Source organism: Microbulbifer agarilyticus, assembly GCF_019800665.1.
Lineage (GTDB): Bacteria > Pseudomonadota > Gammaproteobacteria > Pseudomonadales > Cellvibrionaceae > Microbulbifer > Microbulbifer agarilyticus_C.
Genome location: NZ_JAHVKO010000004.1, coordinates 225,636 through 249,033 on the forward strand (window position 1 = coordinate 225,636; position 23,398 = coordinate 249,033).

General features: G+C 57.2%; 18 protein-coding genes. 10 read left to right on the forward strand and 8 right to left on the reverse strand.

Annotated elements, in window-relative coordinates; translation table 11 throughout:
* Nucleotides 1-2: 2 nt before the first annotated feature.
* A complete protein-coding gene (gene gmhB, locus KUV22_RS10375) occupies nucleotides 3-551 on the forward strand; it encodes a D-glycero-beta-D-manno-heptose 1,7-bisphosphate 7-phosphatase (protein ID WP_222230859.1) in 549 nt (182 codons plus the stop codon).
* 233 nt (nucleotides 552-784) lie between these two features.
* Nucleotides 785-1,972 carry a class I SAM-dependent rRNA methyltransferase gene (locus KUV22_RS10380; RefSeq protein ID WP_222230862.1) on the forward strand — a complete coding sequence of 396 codons (1,188 nt, stop codon included), beginning with the start codon at nucleotides 785-787 and terminating at the stop codon, nucleotides 1,970-1,972.
* 65 nt (nucleotides 1,973-2,037) lie between these two features.
* On the opposite strand, the gene KUV22_RS10385 is transcribed toward KUV22_RS10380, so the two are convergent.
* The gene (locus KUV22_RS10385; protein WP_222230865.1) at nucleotides 2,038-4,203 is read right to left on the reverse strand and encodes a TonB-dependent receptor family protein; all 2,166 of its coding nucleotides are present in this window, start codon (nucleotides 4,201-4,203) and stop codon (nucleotides 2,038-2,040) included.
* Nucleotides 4,204-4,409: 206 nt separating this feature from the next.
* On the opposite strand from KUV22_RS10385, the gene KUV22_RS10390 reads away from it, so the two are divergent.
* On the forward strand, nucleotides 4,410-4,880 hold the full coding sequence (locus tag KUV22_RS10390; protein ID WP_222230868.1) for a GNAT family N-acetyltransferase: 471 nt from the start codon (nucleotides 4,410-4,412) through the stop codon (nucleotides 4,878-4,880).
* A gap of 81 nt (nucleotides 4,881-4,961) precedes the next feature.
* Here KUV22_RS10390 and gyrB read toward each other — a convergent pair whose 3' ends face one another.
* The 4 genes from gyrB to dnaA form a co-directional block, all read right to left on the reverse strand.
* Nucleotides 4,962-7,382, reverse strand: a complete 2,421-nt coding sequence (gene gyrB / locus KUV22_RS10395; protein ID WP_222230870.1) for a DNA topoisomerase (ATP-hydrolyzing) subunit B — start codon at nucleotides 7,380-7,382, stop codon at nucleotides 4,962-4,964.
* 122 nt (nucleotides 7,383-7,504) lie between these two features.
* Nucleotides 7,505-8,605, reverse strand: a complete 1,101-nt coding sequence (recF, locus tag KUV22_RS10400) for a DNA replication/repair protein RecF (RefSeq protein WP_222230872.1) — start codon at nucleotides 8,603-8,605, stop codon at nucleotides 7,505-7,507.
* A 133-nt stretch (nucleotides 8,606-8,738) separates the two neighbouring features.
* Nucleotides 8,739-9,848, reverse strand: coding sequence for a DNA polymerase III subunit beta (gene dnaN / locus KUV22_RS10405; RefSeq protein ID WP_222230875.1), 1,110 nt, complete (start codon nucleotides 9,846-9,848; stop codon nucleotides 8,739-8,741).
* Between the two features lie 82 nt (nucleotides 9,849-9,930).
* Nucleotides 9,931-11,661: a chromosomal replication initiator protein DnaA gene (gene dnaA / locus KUV22_RS10410; RefSeq protein ID WP_222230878.1), complete on the reverse strand. Its 1,731-nt coding sequence runs from the start codon at nucleotides 11,659-11,661 to the stop codon at nucleotides 9,931-9,933.
* A 664-nt stretch (nucleotides 11,662-12,325) separates the two neighbouring features.
* Between dnaA and rpmH the strand changes: the two genes are divergently transcribed.
* The 5 genes from rpmH to mnmE all read left to right on the forward strand — a co-directional run bounded on the left by rpmH (nucleotide 12,326) and on the right by mnmE (nucleotide 16,426).
* On the forward strand, nucleotides 12,326-12,460 hold the full coding sequence (gene rpmH / locus KUV22_RS10415) for a 50S ribosomal protein L34 (protein WP_043319858.1): 135 nt from the start codon (nucleotides 12,326-12,328) through the stop codon (nucleotides 12,458-12,460).
* 44 nt (nucleotides 12,461-12,504) lie between these two features.
* Nucleotides 12,505-13,008, forward strand: a complete 504-nt coding sequence (gene rnpA, locus KUV22_RS10420; RefSeq protein ID WP_222230880.1) for a ribonuclease P protein component — start codon at nucleotides 12,505-12,507, stop codon at nucleotides 13,006-13,008.
* A complete protein-coding gene (yidD, locus tag KUV22_RS10425) occupies nucleotides 13,005-13,274 on the forward strand; it encodes a membrane protein insertion efficiency factor YidD (protein ID WP_222230881.1) in 270 nt (89 codons plus the stop codon). The genes rnpA and yidD overlap by 4 nt, the downstream gene beginning before the upstream one ends.
* Nucleotides 13,275-13,281: 7 nt before the next feature.
* Entirely contained in the window at nucleotides 13,282-14,937 is a 1,656-nt protein-coding gene (gene yidC / locus KUV22_RS10430; protein ID WP_222230884.1) for a membrane protein insertase YidC, read from the forward strand.
* Between the two features lie 115 nt (nucleotides 14,938-15,052).
* A complete protein-coding gene (mnmE, locus tag KUV22_RS10435; protein WP_222230885.1) occupies nucleotides 15,053-16,426 on the forward strand; it encodes a tRNA uridine-5-carboxymethylaminomethyl(34) synthesis GTPase MnmE in 1,374 nt (457 codons plus the stop codon).
* Nucleotides 16,427-16,463: 37 nt separating this feature from the next.
* On the opposite strand, the gene KUV22_RS10440 is transcribed toward mnmE, so the two are convergent.
* The 3 genes from KUV22_RS10440 to KUV22_RS10450 form a co-directional block, all read right to left on the reverse strand.
* On the reverse strand, nucleotides 16,464-17,732 hold the full coding sequence (locus tag KUV22_RS10440) for a sensor histidine kinase (protein ID WP_077407920.1): 1,269 nt from the start codon (nucleotides 17,730-17,732) through the stop codon (nucleotides 16,464-16,466).
* Nucleotides 17,722-18,417: a response regulator transcription factor gene (locus tag KUV22_RS10445; protein ID WP_222230886.1), complete on the reverse strand. Its 696-nt coding sequence runs from the start codon at nucleotides 18,415-18,417 to the stop codon at nucleotides 17,722-17,724. Before KUV22_RS10445 ends, KUV22_RS10440 begins: the two co-directional genes overlap by 11 nt.
* Nucleotides 18,418-18,523: 106 nt before the next feature.
* The gene (locus KUV22_RS10450) at nucleotides 18,524-20,014 is read right to left on the reverse strand and encodes a DUF4397 domain-containing protein (protein ID WP_222230887.1); all 1,491 of its coding nucleotides are present in this window, start codon (nucleotides 20,012-20,014) and stop codon (nucleotides 18,524-18,526) included.
* 729 nt (nucleotides 20,015-20,743) lie between these two features.
* On the opposite strand from KUV22_RS10450, the gene mnmG reads away from it, so the two are divergent.
* On the forward strand, nucleotides 20,744-22,633 hold the full coding sequence (gene mnmG / locus KUV22_RS10455; protein WP_222230889.1) for a tRNA uridine-5-carboxymethylaminomethyl(34) synthesis enzyme MnmG: 1,890 nt from the start codon (nucleotides 20,744-20,746) through the stop codon (nucleotides 22,631-22,633).
* 4 nt (nucleotides 22,634-22,637) lie between these two features.
* Complete coding sequence (rsmG, locus tag KUV22_RS10460; RefSeq protein ID WP_222230890.1) at nucleotides 22,638-23,282, forward strand: 16S rRNA (guanine(527)-N(7))-methyltransferase RsmG; 645 nt, start codon at nucleotides 22,638-22,640, stop codon at nucleotides 23,280-23,282.
* The last annotated feature ends 116 nt before the right edge of the window (nucleotides 23,283-23,398 follow it).

Sequence of the window (23,398 nt, forward strand, 5' to 3'; positions counted from 1 at the left end):
CTATGAGCATTATTGTTCTCGATCGCGACGGCGTCATCAATCAGCCCAACGGTAACCATGTTACCTGTGCGGCGGAGTGGGCGCCGATACCTGGCAGCATCGAAGCAATGGCGCGTCTCAGCCAGGCCGGCCATCAGCTGGTGATTGCCACCAATCAAAGTGGCCTCGCCAGCGGCCTGTTTGATCTGGACGATCTGGAAGCCATTCACGCGATGTTGCGCGAACAGGTAGAAGATGCCGGCGGCGAAGTCGCCGGCATCTTCTACTGCCCGCACAGTGACGAGGACAACTGCCGCTGCCGCAAGCCGAAAACCGGTTTGCTCGACGCTATCGAAGCGGAATTTGATGTGAGTTTGCACGACTGTTTTTTTGTCGGCGACCGCGCCAAAGACCTCTACTGTGCCGTGGCCAAGGGTTGTAAACCGGTGCTGCTTCAGACCGGCTGCGGTCAACAAACGCTGGCGGAGCTGATGCAGAACCCAGATGCGAGTCTCGCTGAGACCCGGGTGATGCAAAACCTCGCCGAATTTGCCGACTTCATTCTGTCTTAGGCGATCGCTGTTGGCGCATGCGCCGACGGCATTCATCCATTTCGCAGCCGTACTACGCGCGCAAGCTTCTTCAATAACTCATCTATTTATCAGCTGCCCGCAGCGCGGTGATTAAGCGTATTTCCGCCGTAGCTTTCCACTAGAGTGTTAGCAGGCCAATCACAATTCTCTCTTGTATTCGCAGGCGCGGATACGAACAATGGCGCCCCCGCAGCCAAACCGGAGTTTTTCCCGTGCATCAATTAGTTCTCAACCCACGTGCCGAGCGCCGTCTGAAGATGGGGCACCTGTGGATTTACAGCAACGAGGTGGACACCAAGCGCAGTCCGCTAAAGGGAATCGAGCCCGGCAGTCAATGTGAAGTTCTGGATAGTAATGGCAAGAGCCAGGGTTATGCGCTGGTTAATCCAAATCAACTGATCTGTGCGCGTCTGGTGTCGCGCAAGGGTGCGTTCACGCGTAAGACTTTGCAGCGGCGACTGGAGCAGGCTCTGGCTTTGCGCGAGCGGTACTTCGATCATCCCAGTTACCGTATGGTGTATGGAGACTCCGACGGCTTGCCGGGCCTTGTGGTGGATCGCTTTGGTGGTTATCTGGTGGTACAAATCAGTAGCTGGGGCATGGAGCTGTTTTGCGAAGACATTGTGAATGCACTGCAGGCACTGTGTAAGCCACAGGGTATTTTGCTGCGCAACGATCACCAGGGTCGCAAGGTGGAAGAACTACCCGAATTGTGTGAAGTCGCTTACGGTGAAGTGCCGCAGATGGTGCCATTTGAGGAAAATGGGGTACCGCTGTTGGCGCCGGTGTACCAGGGACAGAAGACGGGTTGGTTTTACGATCACCGCGACAATCGCGCCCATTTAAACCGCTGGGTGAAAGGCCGTCGCGTGCTGGATCTGTTTTCCTATGCCGGCGGTTGGGGTGTGCAAGCACTTGCTCACGGCGCTGCAGAAGTAACCTGCGTGGATGCGTCCGGTCAGGCACTGGACTGGTGCGAGGAAAATGCTGCGCTCAACAAGCGCAAAGAAGATCTGATTACCATTCAGGGCAAGGCGATCGATGCGATGAAATCGTTGATCGCCAGTGGCGAACGTTACGATGCGGTGGTGCTGGATCCGCCGGCGTTTATTAAACGCCGCAAGGATCAGAAGTCCGGCGAGGCGGCCTATCGACATATCAATGAGCTGGCGCTGCGCCTGCTTGAGAAGAATGGGGTGTTGGTGAGTGCCTCCTGCTCCATGCACCTGGCATCGGATACCCTGCTGGAAATCCTGCGTGGGGCTGGTCGCCACCTGGACAAGAATATCAGCGTCATCGGCAGTGGCGGTCAGGGTGCGGATCACCCGGTACACCCGGCGATTGCAGAGACACGCTATCTCAAGGCGCACTTTGTGCACCTGAGCGGCACGCTGCAATAGTTATTGTTGAGACATAAAAAAACCCGGCAATGGCCGGGTTTTTTTATGTCGTGCAACTTCAGGAATTAGAAACTGTAAGTCACACCAACAGAAGCGGTACGCGGGCGATTGGCGCGCGCACCATCTGGGGCACGGTTGATAATCGCCTGCTCGTCCAGCAGGTTGTCGATCTTCAGGTAGCCTGCCAGATCTTCGCTGAAGTCGTAGTGCGCAGCCGCATCGACTACCCACAGGGACTCGGTGCGCGCGAACTGGTCGACGTCGCCGCGATTACAGGCGTTATCGACACACATGTCATCCTGATAGGCGGCAGTCAGGTTTACACGCCATTCGGCACCGCTATCGATACCGGTGGTGACCGCAAATACGTTCTCCGGCAGGTAGGCGAAGTTGTCTCCCGCAAGGATGTCTTCCGCCACATTGTCGCGAGTGATTTCAGCATCGGTCCAGGTGTAGCTGGCGCTCAGCGGAATCAGCCAACCGTTCGCCAGCGACCATTCGGTTGCCACCAGAGCCTCAACACCTTTAATTTCTGATTCACCCAATGCGTAGGTGCCACTGTCGTCACCGTTTGCGCACGGAACGGCCACGGAACAGTTTTGTACGGTGCTTTCGTAATCGCTGTAGAAGGCGATCACTTCGGTACGCAGGCTACCATTGTCGAAGCGCGCGCCCCACTCGTAGTTAGAGGACAGGTCTCCGGCCTCGCCGTCAGAAGCGCCGGAACCGGGAGGCGCAAAGCCGCGGTGGGCTCCAGCCAGCAAGGTAACGGATTCGGTCAGCTGATAGGTCAGACCCAGGCCCGGTAACCATTCGCTCAGGGAATTTTCGCGGTAGCTGCCTTTTTCGCTGCGGTCGACATCGTTGTAACGCTGCTGTGAGGTTTCGATATCTTCGTAGCGCAGTGTGGCGGTCAATGCGAGGGCATCATTTACCTGAATCTGGTCATACACGAACAGGGACGTGGCATCTGCTTTACCGATGCGGTTGTTGCTCGAGCTAGGGTCGGTGATGTCGACAAATACGAGTTCGCCATTAACCTGGTTGTAGTTATCGACCGGCTGGAAACGGTCGATATCGTCGTAGTGATCGCGCACGCCGAATTCCAGATCATGGGCGATGGTGCCGGTCTGGAACTGCCAGTTAGCACTTACTTGCAGACCGCGGGATACGTAGGTGCGGTCGTTGTGTTTGATACCAACACCCTCGTAGTCCAAGGTCCCGTCAAGCACGGCCTGTGCATCGGGATCGCCAGCATTGGCTGCATCGATCAGGCCGCCGAGGCTCACCTTGAACCAGTCGCGCTTGAATTTGTTGTAATAGGCCTGGGTGTTCAGGCTGAAGCTTTCACTGAGAGCAATGGAGTGGTTCAGCTGTACGGTGCTGTGGCGGTTTTCGATCTCGTCTAGGGCACTGATGCCATAGCGGCGATTCGGATCGGCGGCGAAATCGGCGTCGGTGAGACCGAGGTAGCTCATGCCAGACTCTTCTTCCGAGTACTGCAACTTCACGTCCAGCTGCTGAGCGTACTTGGCTCCTTCGGCGGAGTTCAGGCGGCCTTTTAGCAGGTAGTCTTCCTTGTTGATATCGGCGCTGTCAGCGCGATCGATGTCACGGAAACCGTCTGCGCGTTGCTGGTGGGTTTCGATCAACCAGCCAGTGGTTTCGGTGCTGTCACCGTAATAGGTGTGCAGTCGGTTCTCGCCAAACTGACCCGCTTCCAGTTGTACCTTGCCAGTAGATTCGCTGGGGATTTGCGTACTGATCATATTCACCGCACCGCCAACAGTGAACGGTCCGTACTTCAGTGTAGATGGGCCCTTGAGTACTTCGATGCTGCTCAGGCGACCAGCGGTCGGGAAGTAGTAGGCCTCGGGCGCGGAATATGGAGCCGGCGCAACCAACACACCGTCTTCCATCAAAGAGATCTTGCCGGAACGGCCACCATCGGCGCCGCGAATACCAATGTTTGGACGCAGGCCATAGCCGTCTTCTTCACGCAGGTAGACGCCCGGTACCGCACGCATCATGCGGTTGATATCAACAAACTCGAACTTTTCCAGATCTTCAGCGCTTACCAGATGCGCTGAACCTGGGAGTTTTTCGATCTGCGTGGTGTCGCCGAGAACGGAAATCGTTTCCAGAGTTTCGGTTTTTTCTTCAGCGAAAGCGCCGGTGCTCAGGCTTGCGAGCAGGGCAACAGAGATCGGGGCGAGGGTAAAGCGGGCCAAGTGACGCTCCTTGTGTACATCTCTCATTACGATAGTTAATGAGAATTATTATATTTTACAAAGCGATCTTTGTCACTGTGTAGAACTCTGTTTTTGTGGAACTTTCGTGCCAATTTTCGGTCCCCGATCGACTGGATGTTCGGTTAGGAGCCACTGGCGCGGGAAGCTACCATCTGCTACTGCATCGACATAATTCGGGAGTTGTTATGCTGAGACCCTTGCAGGAATCGGATATAGAACGACTGCTACAGCTATGGCTTTTTCTGGCATCTACGGCACACCCGAGCCTTCCTGTTAGTTATTGGTCAGAACAGGGCCGCGCCATGCGGCGCAAGCTCAGGGCACAGTGCGGCCCGTGGAACCGTGGTGAGCCGGCAGCTGACGTGCACTGGGTGTATGCACGCCCTGGCAGTGCCACCGCCGAGGGACTGGTAACCGTGGGTGATGATCATCAGGTGCAGACGATTTTTGTGTCGCCAGGCGAGCAGGGGCACGGTGTTGGCAGCGAGTTAATGGAACAGGCCAAGTTCGGCCAGGTTGAGCTCACATCGGTGGTGCTGGAGGAAAACTTGCGCGGCCGCTACTTCTTACAGCAGCACGGCTTTGCCGAATTGGAGCGGACTTTCAATGCAAGCGCCGGCCAGGATGAGATCGTGATGCGCTGCCGGCTAACATAAAGTAAACACTTACTTACCAAAAAGCCCGTGTGGTTGTTACCGCACGGGCTTTCGATTGTGAGATTAGCAGTAGGGGTGACTTTAAACGTCCAGGTTCTCCACCGCCAGTGCGTTACTCTCGATAAATTCGCGACGCGGCTCTACCTGATCGCCCATCAGCGTGGTGAAAATCTGGTCGGCAGCGATGGCGTCTTCCACGGTCACCTGAAGCATACGGCGGGTTTCCGGGTTCATGGTGGTTTCCCACAACTGTTCGGGGTTCATTTCGCCCAAACCTTTATAGCGCTGGATGCTGTAACCGCGACGGCTCTCATTCATTAACCAGGCAAGCGCTTCCGGGAAGCTGTATACCGGCTGCTGTTTCTCGCCGCGCTGAATATAAGCACCCTCCTCCAGCAAACCCTGCAGCTTTTCGCCCAGCTGGCAGATAGCGCGGTATTCCGCTGACTCGAAGAACTCGTGGTTGACGGTATAGCGGCTGCTTACACCATGGGCAACGATATCGATGGTTGGCAGGAACAGATTGCGCTCCTGGTCTTCCGTTACGCTAACGCTGTGGCGGCGGCCGCCACCCTCGCCTTCCTGCTCCAGACGGGTCTGTAGCTGGTTAGCCCAGTCGGCCATGGCCTCGCTCGACTGAAGCTGCTCTGGCTTTACTGCCGGCAGGTAAACCATGCTCTGCAGCACTTCTTCCGGATACAGGCGCGACAGGCGGTCGATGGTCGCCATTACGCCGCGGTACTCTTTTACCAGGGATTCGAGTGCGGTGCCGGACAGGCCTGGAGCTTGCGGGTTTACAAACAAAGTGGCGCTTTCCAGAGCCGCGTTGGTCAGGAACTGGGTCAGGGCAGCCTCATCCTTCAGGTACTGCTCCTGTTTGCCCTTACCAATCTTGTACAGTGGTGGCTGGGCAATAAAGATGTGTCCGCGCTCAATCAGCTCCGGCATTTGACGGAAGAAGAAGGTGAGCAGTAGCGTACGAATGTGGGCACCGTCCACGTCCGCATCCGTCATGATAATGATGGAGTGGTAGCGCAGTTTGTCCGGGTTAAATTCACTTTTACCAATACCGCAGCCCAGCGCGGTAATTAGAGTGCCGACCTCGGCACTGGACAGCATCTTGTCGAAACGCGCTTTTTCGACGTTGAGGATCTTACCTTTCAGCGGCAGGATCGCCTGGGTACGGCGGTCGCGGCCCTGCTTCGCAGAACCACCCGCGGAGTCACCCTCCACCAGGTAGAGTTCGGACAGCGCGGGATCTTTCTGCTGACAGTCGGCCAGCTTGCCGGGCAGACCAGCGATGTCCAGGGCACCCTTGCGGCGGGTCATCTCGCGTGCTTTACGCGCTGCTTCCCGCGCGCGGGCCGCGTCGATCATCTTACCGACAACTGCCTTGGCTTCCTGCGGGTTCTCCAGCAGGTAATCGTTAAAAGACTGCCCCATTTCCTGCTCGACCGCCGGCTTCACTTCGGAAGACACCAGCTTGTCTTTGGTCTGGGAGGAGAATTTAGGATCAGGTACTTTCACCGAGATAATGGCAGTCAAACCTTCGCGGGCGTCATCGCCGGTGGTGCTGACTTTGTCTTTTTTACCAACACCTTCTTTCTCGATGTAACTGTTAAGTCCGCGGGTAAGCGCTGCACGGAAGCCCGCCAGGTGGGTACCGCCGTCTTTCTGGGGAATATTGTTGGTGTAGCAGTAGATATTTTCCTGGAAGGAGTCGTTCCACTGCAGGGCAACTTCTACCGCGATACCGTCTTCACGCTGATTCTGGAAGTGCAGGACCTTGTTGATCGGCGTCTTGTTCTGGTTCAGGAACTCCACAAAGGCGTGCAGGCCGCCCTCGTACTCATAAACTTCTTCTTTACCGCTGCGCTCGTCACGCAGGACGATACGTACCCCGGAATTCAGGAAGGAGAGCTCGCGCAGGCGCTTGGCAAGCTGCTCGAAATGGAATTCGATATTAGTGAAGGTGTCCGCGGAGGGCTTGAAGTGCACGCTGGTGCCGCTGGTTTCACTGTCGCCAACAACGGTCAGGGGCGCATCGGGTACGCCGTGGCGATAGACCTGCTCGTGGATTTTGCCACCACGGCGAATGGTCAGTTTCAGCTCTTCAGACAGTGCATTTACCACCGAAACACCAACACCGTGCAGTCCACCAGACACCTTGTAGGTGTTATCGTCGAACTTACCACCGGCGTGCAGTACCGTCATGATTACTTCAGCGGCAGAAACACCCTCTTCCGGGTGTATTTCGGTAGGAATACCACGGCCATTATCGGAGACACTGACCGACTCGTCCGGGTGAATGGTCACTCGGATTTCGTCACAGTGCCCCGCAAGGGCCTCATCAATGGAGTTATCCACCACCTCAAATACCATATGGTGGAGGCCGGTGCCGTCGTCGGTATCGCCGATATACATTCCCGGGCGCTTGCGCACCGCATCCAGGCCCTTCAGTACCTTGATGCTACTGGAATCGTAGTTATTCTCTTCCGACATTCTGTTGCTCCATTCCGCCGGCACGGTAAGTGTGCGGCCTAATCTCTTCTAGAAATAAATGCGTTTTTGTTTTTCGGGCGTCCGCCAACAAAGGCAAACACCGAGGTTCGAATTCTTAACAGCTAACCGCTTAGGTCAAAGTCTTCAATACAACCATGTTCCACGTGGAACATCTGTGGGTTACCCCAAGCGCCGTCGAGCGTCTTCCAAGCCCGCTGTGTTGTCTCTGGGTCAATACCTGTGACAAGTACTTGGCTGGCCGTATCACGCACCCAGCGGGCAAACAGAGCCTGATTGGCGTCATCTAGCTCCGCAGGTAAATCATCCACCAAAAACAATGGTTTTTCCGAGCCACCCACCGTCGCAGCCATCGCGGTACGCAGTGCGCACACAGCCATCTTTTGTTGGCCACGGGACAACACGGCTTCCGCTGGCTGCCCATTGATGCTGAACCGAAGGTCGGCGCGATGGGGTCCAATGCGGGTAAAACCCTGTTCGCAATCACCAGTTCGAGATGACTCAAGGGCCTCTGCCAGACTCAATTCGCGCTTCCAGCCGCTGCGATACTGAACATCCAGATCGCCAAAAACGTCCCGGGGCAATTCATCAAGGCGCTCCTTAAAAAGGACCTTCAGCCTCTGAAAGACCTCATAGCGACCCTGGTGAACCACCTCCCCTGCGGACAAGAGCTGTTGCTCCCAAGGGGCCAGCAAATCCGAGTCAATTTTACCACGACGAAGCAGTGCATTGCGCTGCTTTAGCGCGCTTTGGTACACCTTCCACTGCCCGGAAAACGAATGTTCCACGTGGAACACTGTCCAATCCAGTAACTGCCGGCGTACCCCGGGACCACCGTCCAGCGCAGAAAAACTGTCGCTATTAATTACCTGCAGCGGCAGGCATGCTGCAAGCTCCGAGCTGGAGCTGGCGGGCAATTGGTTGATACGTATGCGCCCCTTACCATCCCGCAGCTTCTCAACACCCAGTGCGACGCCACTGCGCAAGCGGCCGAACACCGCGAGCGATTCCGCACCATAGCGGATGAGTGATTGACTCTGTCGCGAACGAAAAGAGCGACCGCTAGCCAGCGTATGCACTGCTTCCAACAACGAAGTCTTGCCGCTGCCATTCGCACCGCAAAACAGGTGCACGACACCATCCAACACCACGTCAGCGTGCTGGATATTGCGAAAATTTGTGAGAACTACACGAGATAGAGCCACACTCAAACCCAAAATAGCGAACTACAGATACGAAAAGACCGCCGGCCCCAAGGGGTGGCGGTCTCCAGCGACAAAGTGCGTAACCAGCTCAATTACAACACTCTCGACAAGCGAACTGCTGCCATACCGTTGCTTACAAACGCATCGGCATAATCACATACACCGCATCGCCCTCTTCCGGCTGCTGCAGCAACGCACTGCTATTCGCATCGCCGAGGCCAATACGAATCTGATCGCTGTGGATGGCGCCGGTAACGTCCAGCAGATAGCCGACGTTGAAACCAATCTCCAGCGGATCGCCGTGGTAGTCGACCATCAGCTGCTCCTCAGCCTCTTCCTGCTCCGGGTTATTCGCCACAATCTGCAACAAACCCTCGGATAACTGCAGGCGTACACCGCGATACTTTTCGTTGGAGAGAATCGCTGCGCGCTGGAATGCCTGGCGCAGTGCCAGACGGTCGGCAAACACTTCATTACCGGTACCGCGCGGCAAAACGCGCTCGTAATCCGGGAACTTGCCGTCAACAAGCTTGGAAGTGAAGGTAAACTGACCGCAAACCACCCGAATATGGTTATTCCCCAGCACTACCTCGGCACTCGCGTCAGAATCCTCCAGCAGGCGGGCAAGCTCAAGCACCCCTTTACGCGGGACGATTGCCTGAATCGGCGCATCAACATTAAGGCCCAGCGCATCGCGATCACACAGGGCCAGACGATGGCCATCGGTAGCCACCGCGCGCAACTGCTGCGGGCGACACTCCAACAACAAACCATTCAGGTAGTAGCGAACATCCTGCTGCGCCATGGCAAAGCCGGTGGCATCAATCAGGCGGCGAATCTCACGCTGCGAGATTGAGAAACGACTCTGTGCTGTGGTTTCTTCCTGATTCGGGAAGTCACTGGCGGGCAGCGTAGACAACTGATAACGGCTGCGGCCACTGCGCAGCACCAGGCGCTCACCATCGCGCTCAAACTTTAGCTCCGCGCCGTCGGGCAGCGAACGACAGATATCGAGCAGCTTGCGTGCCGGAACGGTTACCTCACCCTCCATCTCGGCCGGCTGCTCAAGTTGCAGACGACCAACAATCTCTACTTCCAGGTCGGTACCGGTTAGCGACAGCTCCTGCCCTTGCAGTTGCATCAGTACATTCGCCAGTACCGGCAGTGTCTGACGCTTTTCTACCACACCCGCAACAAGTTGCAGTGGTTTTACCAGGGCATCACGGCTCACGCTGAATTTCATAATTATTGCCTTGATCTACGTTAGGTCGTTTTTATCCTACCGCCATCACGAGCAGTAGTAAAAATTATTAAATATCAAACAGTTAGGTGGTTAAAGAGCGCGTTAGCAGACGTACGTCTTCGCGAATATCACCATCGGATTCCTGCAGTTCCTTGATCTTGCGACAGGCATGCAACACGGTAGTGTGATCGCGACCACCAAAGGCATCGCCAATCTCAGGGAGACTGTGGTTGGTCAACTCCTTGGCCAGCGACATAGCCACCTGACGGGGGCGCGCTACGGAGCGACTGCGGCGCTTGGAAAGCAAGTCCGCCACCTTGATCTTGTAATACTCCGCCACCACGCGCTGGATATTATCGATGCTTACCAGGCGGTCCTGCAGCGCCAGCAGATCTTTAAGCGCCTCGCGTACCAGAATATCGTCGATAGCACGACCGGTGAACTGAGCGTTGGCAATCACCCGGCGCAATGCACCCTCAAGCTCACGCACATTGGAACGAATACGCTGCGCAATAAAGAACGCTGAATCCGGCGGTAACTCCACACCCACCTGCTCGGCCTTCTTCATCAAAATCGCCACACGGGTTTCCAGCTCTGGCGGCTCAACCGCTACGGTAAGCCCCCAGCCGAATCGCGACTTGAGCCGCTCTTCCAGGCCGTCGATCTCTTTCGGATAGCGATCACAGGTCAGAATGATCTGCTGACCACCCTCAAGCAGTGCGTTGAAGGTATGGAAAAACTCTTCCTGCGAGCGCTCTTTGCCGGCGAAAAACTGGATATCGTCGATCAACAACGCATCCACGGAACGGTAATAGCGTTTGAAATCACTGATCGCGTTCAGCTGTAACGCCTTCACCATATCCGCTACAAAGCGCTCGGAGTGCAAATACACAACCTTGGCATTGGGGTTGCGCTCAACCAATGCGTTGCCTACGGCATGCATCAGGTGCGTCTTACCCAGACCAACACCACCGTAGATAAACAGTGGGTTATAGGCACCACCGGGGTTATCGGCAATCTGCTGTGCCGCAGCCAAACCCAACTGGTTCGACTTACCCTCAACAAAGGAGGCAAAAGTGAAACCGCGATTCAGCGCACTTCCGTGCTTGATCGCCCCTTCTACTTCCACCTTACGCTGACCACCGGCCCCTGCGGGTAAACCGCTTGGCACGGCTTCACCGTTATGTAGATCCGCCGGCAACTTCTCTGCCGCACTCAATGCGTCCGCGCCAGCAGCTTCCGCTGCCAGGTTCTCATGGGAATCCATGCCCGGCAGCGAACGATTAATCGGCAACGGCGCCGGTGCAGGAGAAACGGGCAACGGGGAACGCCCCACTTCTGGCGTGGAGTAACTTGCTGGTGCTGCCTCCGCGGAACTCGCCGCCGGAACGCTGGCAACCGCCGCGTGCGCAGGCTGTACACCTGACTGCGCTACGTTGTTCGATACAACGTTGGACGCGCCGCCGTAGCCCTGATCAACACGGCCATGACCAGTATTCTGCTGGTAACCGGAATAAGCGCTGTCACCATTGAGGCTGCGACGGAAACGGGACGTGCGACGGTCAAGCGCCACCACCTCGACGCCGATCACGCGACCGGCAAACTGCTGCGCCAACTCACGAATACGGTCGAGAAATTTGTCGCTTACCCAATTGAGAATAAAACGGTTGGGCGCCACCAGACGCAGCTCGCCTTCAGCGCTCTCAGCACCGGCATCCGCGACGCGCAGCGGCCGAATCCAGGTATTGAACTGCTGTGGTGGCAATTCATCCTGCAAACAGGCAGCACACTGCTTCCAGATGGAATCAGACAAGGAACCCCCTAAGAAAGACAAATTGAGGTACAACTGCGCCCGCCAATACCGGCCACACTATCGCTGTGGGCCGCCCCCAAGAAACGCGGGCATCACCTCAAATGAAGGCCGACAGTATATCGGTTGGGCGCAGGGTTATCCACAACTCCACCACATTTGGGGACAACTTTTTGGTAAGAAAGACTAGCAATATCAACCACTTGACTACAAATTGAGCTAACCACTCACAACCGCCCCTTAAATTTATCCACAGGGAGCTGTGAATACCTTGGGGTCAAACGGTGAACTCTCGAAAATAGTGCAGACAATACAGGGACTTACCTGTGTGGCGCGCAATTCACCCAATGAACAAGGACAAAACGCTTCTCCCCCAGCGCCGTGCACACTACCTATATAAAAGGAAACAACACTCGACCTGATGCATTAAGCACAAGACGCGCGAACGCAGATTCACTCGCCAAGATTCCATTGCGTCACTCAGGAATCGTTGCTTTAACTGGCTTCTTTCTATACAATCCGCCGCCTTCGCAGCGCATAGCCCGCGATAACCTTTGCCCGGTTCGCAAGACTTGGCACACCGCTAACGGGCTATAGCCAAGCGCGGTAAAGAATTACCCAAACTTCCCGGACACGACTCCAGGACAACAATCCAGGTAGTAACAAAATGAAACGTACATTTCAGCCCAGCAACTTGAAGCGCGCACGTACCCACGGTTTCCGTGCTCGTATGGCAACCAAAAACGGCCGTAAAATCCTGGCCCGTCGTCGCGCCAAGGGCCGCAAGGTTCTGTGCGCCTAAGATTGCCGCCTAGCGAGCAACCTTATACTTGCCACTGAATCATCATGCAGTGTTCACGCAGCGACTTCGCATTCGCCAAGCCGCTGCGGCTGCTCAATGCGGCGCACTATCGCGCCGTATTTGATTCCGCTCCGGTTCGCGCAGCGCAACCGCAATTCCTGATCCTCGCCCGCCCGAACGAGCTGTCTCACCCAAGGCTCGGTCTCGTTATTGCTAAAAAGCACGTCCGCAACGCCACCGATCGCAATCGTATTAAACGTATTGCCCGTGAAACATTTCGTCTGCGCCAGAATGATCTGTTCCCGCTCGACGCCGTGGTACTCGCCCGCGCAGGTGCCGGCGAACTGGATAATGCGGCTCTCGCCAAGATATTCAATAAACTGTGGCGCAAGCTCGACCAACGCGCGCGCAACCCGCAGCCCGAGCAACCGGGACCAAAGCGCGGCTCGAGGGGCGGTAAACGGCCCCCGCGACGCAAACCGGCTGCCAACAAGGGCGGCCAGACTGCACCGCCAGAAAGCGATAGCGGCGGCGAGAACACCCCATGACCTGGCTGGCTATCCGACTGATCAAGTTGTACCGCCTCATCGCCAGTCCGTGGGTTGGCAACCAGTGCCGCTTCTACCCCACTTGCTCCTGTTATGCCGAAGAAGCATTTAAAACTCACGGATTCTGCAAAGGGGGTTATTTAACCCTGCGCCGCCTTATAAAATGCCACCCCTGGCATCCGGGCGGATTCGATTACGTACCACCGGCGCAACAAGCAACCGAAACACCGGCGAACGATAGAACGCCGCCAACGCAACAAGGCTAACGACATAATGGATTGGCAACGCTACACGCTGGTCGGCGGCATCGCCGCTGTCCTTCTGGCACTGATTTACCAGTGGAACGCTTTCCAGGAGCAACACGCCCCGACGATCGACCAGACCACCGTGGTGAACCACCAGAACACCGATACGGAAACCCTTCCCAGCAGCCAGGCCCAGTCCACCGCCGGCAGCGATCTTCCTGAAGGCAGTATCCCGGAAGTTGGCACTACCACGCAGCCTAAATTGATCAGCGTCGAAACCGACACTCTGAGCCTGCTGATCGACCCACAAGGTGGCGACATTGTGAAAGTCGCACTGCGCCAGTTCCATGAAGAACTGAATACGCCAGATCGCCCGCTGATCCTGCTCAACCAAACCCGCAGCCATACCTATATTGCGCGCAGCGGCCTCGTCGGCGGTAAAGGCAGCTGCTCCGCCGCACGCCCGGCGTTCACCAGCGATGCCAGCGAGTACGCGCTGCAGGAAGGTAAAGACACCCTCACGGTAGAGCTTAAGCAATCCCAGAACGGCATTGGCTTCACCAAACGCTTTACCTTTACCCGCGGCGATTACCTGATCAACGTTGCCTACCTGGTGGACAACGGCCGCGACAAACCGCTGCTTGCGGGCATGTGTGGGGAGATTATCCGCGACGCCCAGGAGCCGCCAGTCGACATGGGTATCGGCATGGCACCATTCCTTGGCGCCGCCCTGCACACCAGCGAAGAGAACTACTTCAAGCAGGATTTCGAAGACATCGCCAAGCGCCCGACCACCGAAACCATTCAGGGTGGCTGGGTTGCCATGGTGCAACACTATTTCCTCAGTGCCTGGATTCCAAACCAGCAAGACCTCAACACCTTTACCCTGGCGCCCATCGGCAACGGTCTGTTCAGCATGGGCTTCACCAGCCCACAGCTGCGCATCGAACCGGGCCAGCAGGGTACTGTGGCCGCCGACTTCTATGTCGGTCCAAAAGATGTATACCGTCTGGAAGAGATTTCCCCCTACCTGGACCTGACCGTAGATTACGGCTGGTTGTGGTGGCTGGCCAAGCCCATGTTCCGCGTACTGCACTGGATTCATGAGCACTTGGTCGCCAACTGGGGCTGGGCAATTATCCTGCTGACCGTATTCATCAAGGCGCTGCTCTATCCGCTGTCTGCCGCTGGCCTCAAGTCCATGGCACGCATGCGCAAATTCGCCCCGCAGATGAAAAAGCTGCAGGAGCAGTACAAGGACAACCGCCAGAAGCTCGCGGAAGAAACCATGAAGCTGTACCGCCGGGAGAAGATCAATCCCGTGGGTGGCTGCTTGCCGATCCTGCTGCAGATGCCGGTGTTTATCGGCCTCTACTGGATGCTGATGGAAACCGTGGAGCTGCGCCACGCACCCTGGATCGGCTGGATTCACGACCTGTCGGTTAAAGACCCCTACTTCATCCTTCCGGTGATTATGGGTGCCAGCATGTGGCTGATGCAGAAGCTGCAGCCACAGCCCACCGATCCCACCCAGGCGAAGATCATGCAGCTGATGCCAATCATGATGACCTTCTTCTTCCTGTGGTTCCCGGCCGGACTGGTTCTGTACTGGATCGCGAACAACCTGATCTCGATCGCACAGACCTGGTTTATCAACAAACAGGTCGAATCCGCAGACAAGTAATTTGCGCGATCGTGAAATCCAGAAGGGCCGCTACTAGCGGCCCTTCTTGTTGGTGAACCCCATGCGCGCAGCCTGTTCGTAAAGCCCGTTGTTGAAAGTCGGATAAACTCAAACTATGTCCCTGCAAAGCCTCAGCAAAGACACCATCGCCGCCGTCGCCACCCCACCGGGCCGTGGCGGCATCGGCGTGATCCGCCTGTCCGGACAAGACGCACGCAAGATCGGCGAACAGCTGTGTAACAAAGCCTTCAAACCCCGCTTTGCCCACTACTGCGATTTCACCCATCGGAAGCAACTCCTCGACCAGGGGCTGGCGCTCTACTTCCCCGGACCCAACTCCTTCACCGGTGAGGATGTGGTGGAACTGCAGGGCCATGGAGGCCCGGTAATTCTCGATACGCTGCTCGCCGCACTTATCGATATGGGCGCCCGCCAGGCACGCCCCGGCGAGTTTTCTGAGCGCGCATTTCTCAACGACAAGCTCGATCTGGCCCAAGCGGAAGCCATTGCCGACCTGATTGACGCCGGAACGGCCCAGGCCGCGCAAAACGCGCTGCGCTCGCTGCAGGGAGTATTCTCCGAAAAAATCGAAGATTTAGCGGAAAAACTGACGAATTTGCGTATCTATGTCGAAGCTGCGATTGATTTTCCTGAAGAAGAAATCGATTTTCTCGCCGATGGCAAAGTTGCCGCCGACATTGAGGCGCTGTTGGCCCAACTAGACAGCGTGGAAGCGGAAGCGCGCCAGGGTGCGATCATGCGCGAGGGAATGCAGGTGGCCATCGCCGGTAAACCCAACGCGGGCAAGTCCAGCCTGTTGAATGCACTGGCTGGCAAAGACTCGGCCATCGTCACCGACATCGCCGGCACCACCCGCGATGTGTTGCGGGAGCATATCCACATCGATGGCATGCCCCTGCATATCGCCGACACCGCCGGCTTGCGGGAATCCCCGGACCAGGTCGAACAGATTGGCATGCAGCGCGCCTGGGATGAGATTCACAGCGCCGATCGCGTACTGCTGGTGGTGGATGCTGCAGAAGTCACCAGCCTGGACCCCGAGCAAGCCTGGCCGGAATTCACCGCCCAACTGCCGGACCCAGACAAACTGACCCTTGTGGTCAACAAACTCGATCTCACCGACTACACCGCCGGACTACAAGTCCACAGCGACGGGGTACCGGTGGTCGCGATCAGCGCCAAAACTGGTGCGGGGATTGATGCACTGCGTGATCACCTAAAGCAGTGCATGGGATATCAGTCCGGGAACGAAGGAAGTTTCAGTGCGCGCCGCCGTCACCTCGACGCCCTGGCTCAGGCGCGCGCGTTTATCACCGCCGGCCAAGCGCAACTCAATGCCAGCGGTGCCGGCGAGCTACTGGCGGAAGATCTACGCCAGGCTCAGCAGTCACTGGGTGAAATCACCGGAGCCATGACCGCCGATGAACTGCTGGGCAAGATTTTCGGCAGTTTCTGTATTGGTAAGTAACCAGCGCCGCTGAAAAATTGGGAAGTGGCGCCAGGCCTCAGGCAAAGCGGAGGGTGGCGGTTGTGCCCGCCCCCTCTTCGCTGGCCAGCGATACCCGCCAACCATTTTGCTCACACAGGCGCTTCACAATCGCCAGGCCCACACCGTAACCGGAGCGAGATTGCTCGCTGCCACGCACGTGTGGCTCATAGATACTGGCCAGCTTGTCCTCACTGATCCCGCGGCCGCTGTCGATCACCTGCACCTGCCCGTCACCCACGCGCACCACTACCTTGCCACGGTCGGTGTAGTTCACCGCATTGCGGATCAGGTTACCCACCAGAATTGAAATGACGCGTTTGTTCGCTTGCAACAACAGACTCGAGTGGCACACGAGCTCCACGGCAATGCCTTTTTGCTCGGCCAATTGGGATATGCCCTCGTGCTCCCGCGCAATCAAGTCACAAACATCCACGCGTTCGGTGCGCAGACCGTCACCCTGCTCGCGCGACAACGCGAGGAACGCATCGATCAGCTCCTGCATATCGTGGCAGGCGCGTTGGATTCTATCGACCAGCTTGAGATCTGCTGCTGATATTTCCGGTTTCGCAGCAAGCAGCTCTGCGGACATGGCAATCACGGTGATCGGCGTGCGCAGCTCGTGGCTGGCATCGCGGGAAAATGCACGTTCCCGGTCGACAAAACGCGCGATCCTGCCGCGATAATGCTCGATCGCGTCCACTAGCATGGCCACCTCGGTGTCGAGGCTCATGGGCAACAGGTCCGCCAGATCCACCTCGCCTTTTTCTTCCGGCAACATATTGATCAGCCGGGCCAGCTCGATTGTCGGGGAAACCGCGCGCCGCGCCCGCAGGTAACTGAACCACAGCACCAGATACAGCAGCAGCAGCACCACTGCCAGCGGCACCAGGCCGTAGAGTGAGATCAGGCTGTTGACCCCGGAGCGGTTGAAAAACAGGAACATGCGCTGGCCACCGCGCGAACTCACATACAGCGAATTGAACTCGTCGGCCTTTACTTCGTGGTAGCCGTCGGCCACGTCGGTTGCCATTCGCCAGGGGAATGCGGACGCGTCCCGCGGAAACAGGTAACCCTGCAGGTTCAGGGAATTGGAGAGCTGTACCGACGGATTTTCTTCCACCAGCTGCCAGTAATGGGCGGTTTCCCGCTCCAGCGCTTCCTGTACCAATAGATGGGACAGTAACCAGTTGGTCAACAGCACCCCGAGGATCACGGCAAAGCCAATCAACAACCCCTGCAGAACAAAGGTGCGAAAGATTTTGTCCTGCAGGCGGTTATTTCGCATTGGGTACCACCAGCTGATAACCACTGCCGGGGTGATTCAGAATCATTTGTTGTGCGAAGGGCTTGTCGACTTTCTTGCGCAAGCTGTACATATGGCTGCGCAGGGTGTCACTGTCGGGCAGTATGTCGCCCCAAACCTTGCGCTCCAGCTCTGCGCGGCTCATCACCGCCGGAGAGCTGCGCATCAACGCCTCGAGCAAACGCAAACCAATTGGGGGCAGCCGGATATCCTGCCCATCCCGCTGTACCTGCAAGGTACTCTTATCCAGCTCCAGCGCACCCACCACGAGTTTATCCCGCGTGAGTTCGGAGCGATTGCGGCGCAACTGGGCATTAACGCGCGCTTCCAGTTCGCGGATGGCAAACGGCTTCACCAGGTAATCATCGGCACCGGCATTCAGCCCGAGAATTTTTTCATCCAGCGTGTCGCGCGCGGTCAACATAATGATCGGGGTATCGAGCTTGGCGTGCTCACGGATCGCGCGGCAAATCTCGAGCCCGTCGATACCGGGCAGCGAAAGGTCGAGAACCACCAGGTCTACGGGCTTGGTAGTCGCCAGGTGCAAGCCGGTCACACCATCCGCGGCGTAGTCCACCGTAAACCCGCGTCCCTCGAGGTAAGCGGTAATCATTTCCGCAATATCGCGATGGTCTTCAATGAGCAAAACCGTGCCGTTTTGTTGCATCACCAATGCCCTCGCTCGTTTGCCAATAATGAAAAATGCGGGCCCATGGGGGCCCGCACGCACATCTTATGTAACGCTTAGATAGCTCTGAGAAATCATACGTAAATCAGTTGGTGAGCACCACGACACCGAAATCTGCAGTGGTACCGCCCTGCTCACTCGGGCCGTAAGCCAGCACGCTGGCCACAACGCCACCGCCAAGCTCGAAGTTCTCGACGTTGATCGCCACCATGCCGCCAGCAACCACGCGGATATCGTAGGCGCCTGTCGCAACGGTTACGTAGTCGGTGATATCGCCAAAGGCGAAGTCAGTCAGCAGTGGCGCACCGGCCATGCCACCTTCCACATCCATCGCCGAGAATTCACCAGCGGCGGTAACGTACACATCCACCTCGCCGGCCGCCGGCGCACCGTGAATCACCTTCACGGAAGCTTCCGTGGCTACGGCACGGTTCGCGTCGACGGTGGGCAGCAGGCCGAAAGCCGGGGTGCCCAGTACGCGACCCGCGGCGACCACGGTGTACTCGGTACCGGCTTCCAGTGCGACTTCGCCGGACATAAACACACTGTCACCCACCATATCGGTGTCAGGGGCCACATCAAATACGTAGCTCGCGGCTGGCACACCGGCGTAGGCACTTTCACCCGGGAACTGATCCAGGTAATTGAAACCAGCGATTAGCTCCACCGGATCCATCCCCAGCACCTCACTGGTAGCAAATACTTCCACGTTGCCACTGTCGACACCCGCCGACATGACCGCGGCATTGGCATCAGGAGACAGGTGAACCACGCGCACACCGGCATTGGTGTCCATATCTAGGATCTCAACCGACTCGCCCTGCTCGGTAGTCACCAGCAGTTTGACCGGTGACGCGGCCGCCTCGGTGCTGTTTTCCGCAGCAATCGCGGTCACCAGCAGTTTTTGACCGGCGAACGCGGTGAGATCCACGGTACCGGAGTCGTAAACCACATCATCTTCCAGACCCACACGGATCCGTACCGGCTCCGCCATCACCACGCCAGCGTCAATGGACTCACCGAACTCAAACGCGAAGGCCGCAGAAAGGCTGGCAAAATCATCCTCAGGTGCACTCAGGTACACATCAACCCGCGGCGCATCTGGCGCGGCGTGGGTTACGGTCAATGCAACCTCGGTCTCGGCGGGCTCGGAAGCTGATTCGTTGACCACCAGCGGCGCGATATCCGCAACATTACCCACGGCAATCACCGTCGGACGGGCGTTTTCTTCGATGCTGAAGCCCGCGACTTCGATCACGGCGGCGTTACCACCGGGGATGATGCCTTCCACAGCAATGTCGTAGCTGCCCGTATCCAGCTCGGCAAAGCCGCTGGTCTCGGCATAATCCAGACCTTCGATCGCCACGCTGCCATTGAGCAGTACGTTTACCGCCGGCGCATCCACTGACGCATGCACTACCTGAATAAAGCCACTGGCCGCAGGTTCTTCCGCCGCCGGTGGAAATTCAATGACGTTGTCATTGTTGTTGTTATCGCTTGAACAGCCAGCAATCACCGCTGCCAGCGGCAGTGCCACGGCCAACTTCGAAACGATGGATCTATTTGAGGTTTTCATGGGGGTCTCCTGTTGTGTTTATGGGGCGATACTGGCGAACACCACATCAGGAGCGCGTCAAAAGGACGTGAAAATTATGTGAAAGCCGGAAATTCCGCTTGCGGCGAGACATACCCCAACAAATCGACCAATAAGTCACAAGATGGGAGGTGCTGGCGCGAATCTTTCCAACAAGATCTCCCCGAGCAAACCACAAGAGTTGCGCACACAAACTCACAGAGTTATCCAGACAGACCACCTATCCAGATCACTCACACAAGCTTTTATCCCGTTAAACCACAGACTTATACACAAAATTACGAAAAGAGAGACGCCCGATAGGCACGTGTGGATAAAAACAGTGGAAAAGTGAGGGGAAACCGGTACGCAAATGGGGACAAATCGACGAGTGGACCCATACCGCCAGACTTATCCCACTCATACACACCGCCATACCGCGGTTTTACCCTGCTAAAAGCAGGGGTTTAGGGGGTAGTTATCATTGATCTAACCAATTGATTTAAAACGTTTTTTTTCACTTATACGTAAAAAACACTGCCCTATATAACTACATTAAACATAAACACATACATACACATAAGATATGTATAACTTTATTTAAATAGGTATAAGAAAGCGTAAAACGAAATTTCAAAATGCCGCTTTTTTGCACAGCTCAAGGCGCCTATAATGTGCGGCCGATTTTTACCGTGACCTGTCAGCGGCAAAGCTGACACCAGAGCTGAACCTATGGATTACCCCACGCAATATGATGTGATCGTGATTGGCGGCGGACATGCCGGCACCGAGGCGTGCCTGGCATCTGCGCGCATGGGGAGTCGCACCCTGCTGTTGACCCACAACATCGAAACGCTCGGGCAAATGTCCTGTAACCCGGCCATTGGCGGCATCGGTAAAAGCCATCTGGTGAAAGAAGTGGACGCCCTTGGCGGCGCCATGGCCACCGCCACAGATCTCGGTGGCATCCAGTTCCGTGTTTTGAATGCCCGCAAAGGCCCCGCAGTACGGGCCACCCGCGCCCAGGCAGACCGCGCGCTGTACAAGGCGGCGATTCGCAATATCCTCGAGAATCAGCCCAACCTGGACATCTTCCAGCAAGCGGCCGATGACCTGATCGTCGACAACGACCGGGTGACCGGCGTGGTAACCAATGCCGGCCTGCGCTTTCACGGCAAAACCGTGGTCATTACCGCCGGTACCTTTCTCGGTGGGCGCATTCATATCGGCCTGGACAACCACGCCGGTGGCCGCGCCGGTGACCCGCCCTCCATTGCCCTTGCCGAGCGCCTGCGTGCGCTGCCTTTCCGCGTTGAGCGCCTGAAAACCGGCACCCCGCCGCGTATCGACGCGCGCTCCGTGGACTTCTCCGGCCTGGAAGAACAGTGGGGCGACGAGCCGCTACCGGTTATGTCCTACCTGGGCAACCGCGCCCAGCATCCGCAACAGGTGTGCTGCTGGATCACCCACACCAACGAGCAGACCCACGACATTATCCGTGGTGGTCTCGACCGCTCTCCCATGTATTCCGGCGTTATCGAGGGCATAGGCCCGCGTTACTGCCCGTCCATCGAGGACAAGGTGCACCGCTTCGCCGACAAGGACAGCCACCAGATCTTTATCGAGCCCGAAGGGCTCACCACCAACGAGCTCTACCCCAATGGTATCTCCACCAGCCTGCCGTTCGATGTGCAGATGAATCTGGTGCGCTCCATCAAGGGCTTTGAGAATGCGCATATCACCCGCCCGGGCTATGCCATCGAATACGATTTCTTTGATCCACGCGACCTGCTGCCGTCGCTGGAAACCAAGTTTATTGCCGGTCTGTTCTTCGCCGGCCAGATCAACGGCACCACCGGTTACGAAGAAGCTGCCGCCCAGGGCCTGCTGGCTGGCGCCAATGCGGCGCTGCAGGCGCAGGACAAAGACGCTTGGTCGCCGCGCCGCGATGAAGCCTATCTCGGTGTGTTGGTGGACGATCTGATCACCAGCGGCACCAAAGAGCCCTACCGCATGTTCACCAGCCGCGCGGAATACCGCCTGTTGCTGCGCGAAGATAATGCGGACCTGCGCCTGACCGAAAAGGGGCGTGCGCTGGGGCTGGTGGACGACACCCGCTGGCAGGCCTTCTGCGAAAAGCGTGAAGCCATTGCCCTCGAGCAGCAGCGCCTCAAGGAAACCTGGGTTCAGCCGGGTACCGATGCGGCCACCAGTTTGGAGCAAAAGCTGCCGCAGCCGCTGGCCCGCGAATACAGCCTGCAGGACCTGCTGAAGCGCCCGGAGCTGGAATACACGGATATCGCCAGCCTCAAAGGGGAAGCGGTCGCCGACGAGCGCGTCGCCGAGCAGGTGGAGATCTCCGCCAAGTACGCCGGTTACATCGATCGCCAGCGCGACGAAATTGAACGCCTGCAGGCGTACGAGGACACCCCGCTACCCGTGGATTTCGACTATGGCGCGGTATCCGGCCTCTCCAACGAGGTGGTGCAGAAGCTAACAGATGCGCGCCCCGACACCCTGGCGCGGGCCAGCCGCGTACCGGGCGTGACGCCGGCAGCGGTTTCGCTGTTGTTGATCCAGCTGAAGAAACGCGGACTGTTGACCCGCAAGAAGGCGGTTTGAGGTGATGGAGCAGTTTCGACCCCGCCTGCAGCAGGCGGCAGATCAGTTACAGCTGGATTTGACCGGTGAACAGCAGGACAAATTGCTGGCCTACCTCGACCTGTTTGCGCGCTGGAATGCCGCTTACAACCTGTCCGCAGTGCGCGACCCGGCGGAGATGCTGGAGCGCCATATCATCGACAGTCTGAGTGTGGTGAACCTGTGTGGTACCAGTCCCGCAGACCAGACCCCGCTGATCGATGTCGGCTCAGGTGGTGGCCTGCCCGGTATCCCGCTGGCGATCATCCACCCCGAGCGCCCCATCAGCCTGCTCGACAGCAATGGCAAAAAGTCGCGCTTTCAGTTTCAGGTGGCCAGCCAGCTCAAGCTCGCCAACATCAACGTGGTGAACCAGCGGGTGGAGGCCTACCAGCCGGAAAACCTCTACTCTGGCGTGGTTTCCAGGGCGTTTGCCTCCCTGCAGGATATGGTGCAGGGAAGTGAGCACTTGCTCGCCGCGGGCGGCCGCTTTTATGCGATGAAGGGCAAGATCCCCGAAGATGAGTTGAGCGCATTGCCAAAAGGCATTAAGGTCGAACAGATGCACCCATTGCGAGTACCGGGGTGCGACGCCGAGCGCCACCTGATCGTCCTTGTTCGCGAGGACTGAACCGCCAGCTCTGGCAATCCACTCCAATGCCGGGGTGGAACAAAAACAACTGAGATTAATACCAGTGCACCGGGCTGATGTTCGCGGGTGCGCTTTTGCTGCCGCGCCTCCCGGTC

Bases quoted from the DNA above. Each gene is read 5' to 3' on its own strand.
- gmhB (WP_222230859.1), top strand. From the start codon at position 3: ATGAGCATTATTGTTCTCGATCGCGACGGCGTCATCAATCAGCCCAAC.
- KUV22_RS10390 (WP_222230868.1), top strand. From the start codon at position 4,410: ATGCTGAGACCCTTGCAGGAATCGGATATAGAACGACTGCTACAGCTA.
- gyrB (WP_222230870.1), bottom strand. From the start codon at position 7,382: ATGTCGGAAGAGAATAACTACGATTCCAGTAGCATCAAGGTACTGAAG.
- dnaN (WP_222230875.1), bottom strand. From the start codon at position 9,848: ATGAAATTCAGCGTGAGCCGTGATGCCCTGGTAAAACCACTGCAACTT.
- rpmH (WP_043319858.1), top strand. From the start codon at position 12,326: ATGAAACGTACATTTCAGCCCAGCAACTTGAAGCGCGCACGTACCCAC.
- rnpA (WP_222230880.1), top strand. From the start codon at position 12,505: ATGCAGTGTTCACGCAGCGACTTCGCATTCGCCAAGCCGCTGCGGCTG.
- yidD (WP_222230881.1), top strand. From the start codon at position 13,005: ATGACCTGGCTGGCTATCCGACTGATCAAGTTGTACCGCCTCATCGCC.
- yidC (WP_222230884.1), top strand. From the start codon at position 13,282: ATGGATTGGCAACGCTACACGCTGGTCGGCGGCATCGCCGCTGTCCTT.
- mnmE (WP_222230885.1), top strand. From the start codon at position 15,053: ATGTCCCTGCAAAGCCTCAGCAAAGACACCATCGCCGCCGTCGCCACC.
- KUV22_RS10440 (WP_077407920.1), bottom strand. From the start codon at position 17,732: ATGCGAAATAACCGCCTGCAGGACAAAATCTTTCGCACCTTTGTTCTG.
- KUV22_RS10445 (WP_222230886.1), bottom strand. From the start codon at position 18,417: ATGCAACAAAACGGCACGGTTTTGCTCATTGAAGACCATCGCGATATT.
- KUV22_RS10450 (WP_222230887.1), bottom strand. From the start codon at position 20,014: ATGAAAACCTCAAATAGATCCATCGTTTCGAAGTTGGCCGTGGCACTG.
- mnmG (WP_222230889.1), top strand. From the start codon at position 20,744: ATGGATTACCCCACGCAATATGATGTGATCGTGATTGGCGGCGGACAT.
- rsmG (WP_222230890.1), top strand. From the start codon at position 22,638: ATGGAGCAGTTTCGACCCCGCCTGCAGCAGGCGGCAGATCAGTTACAG.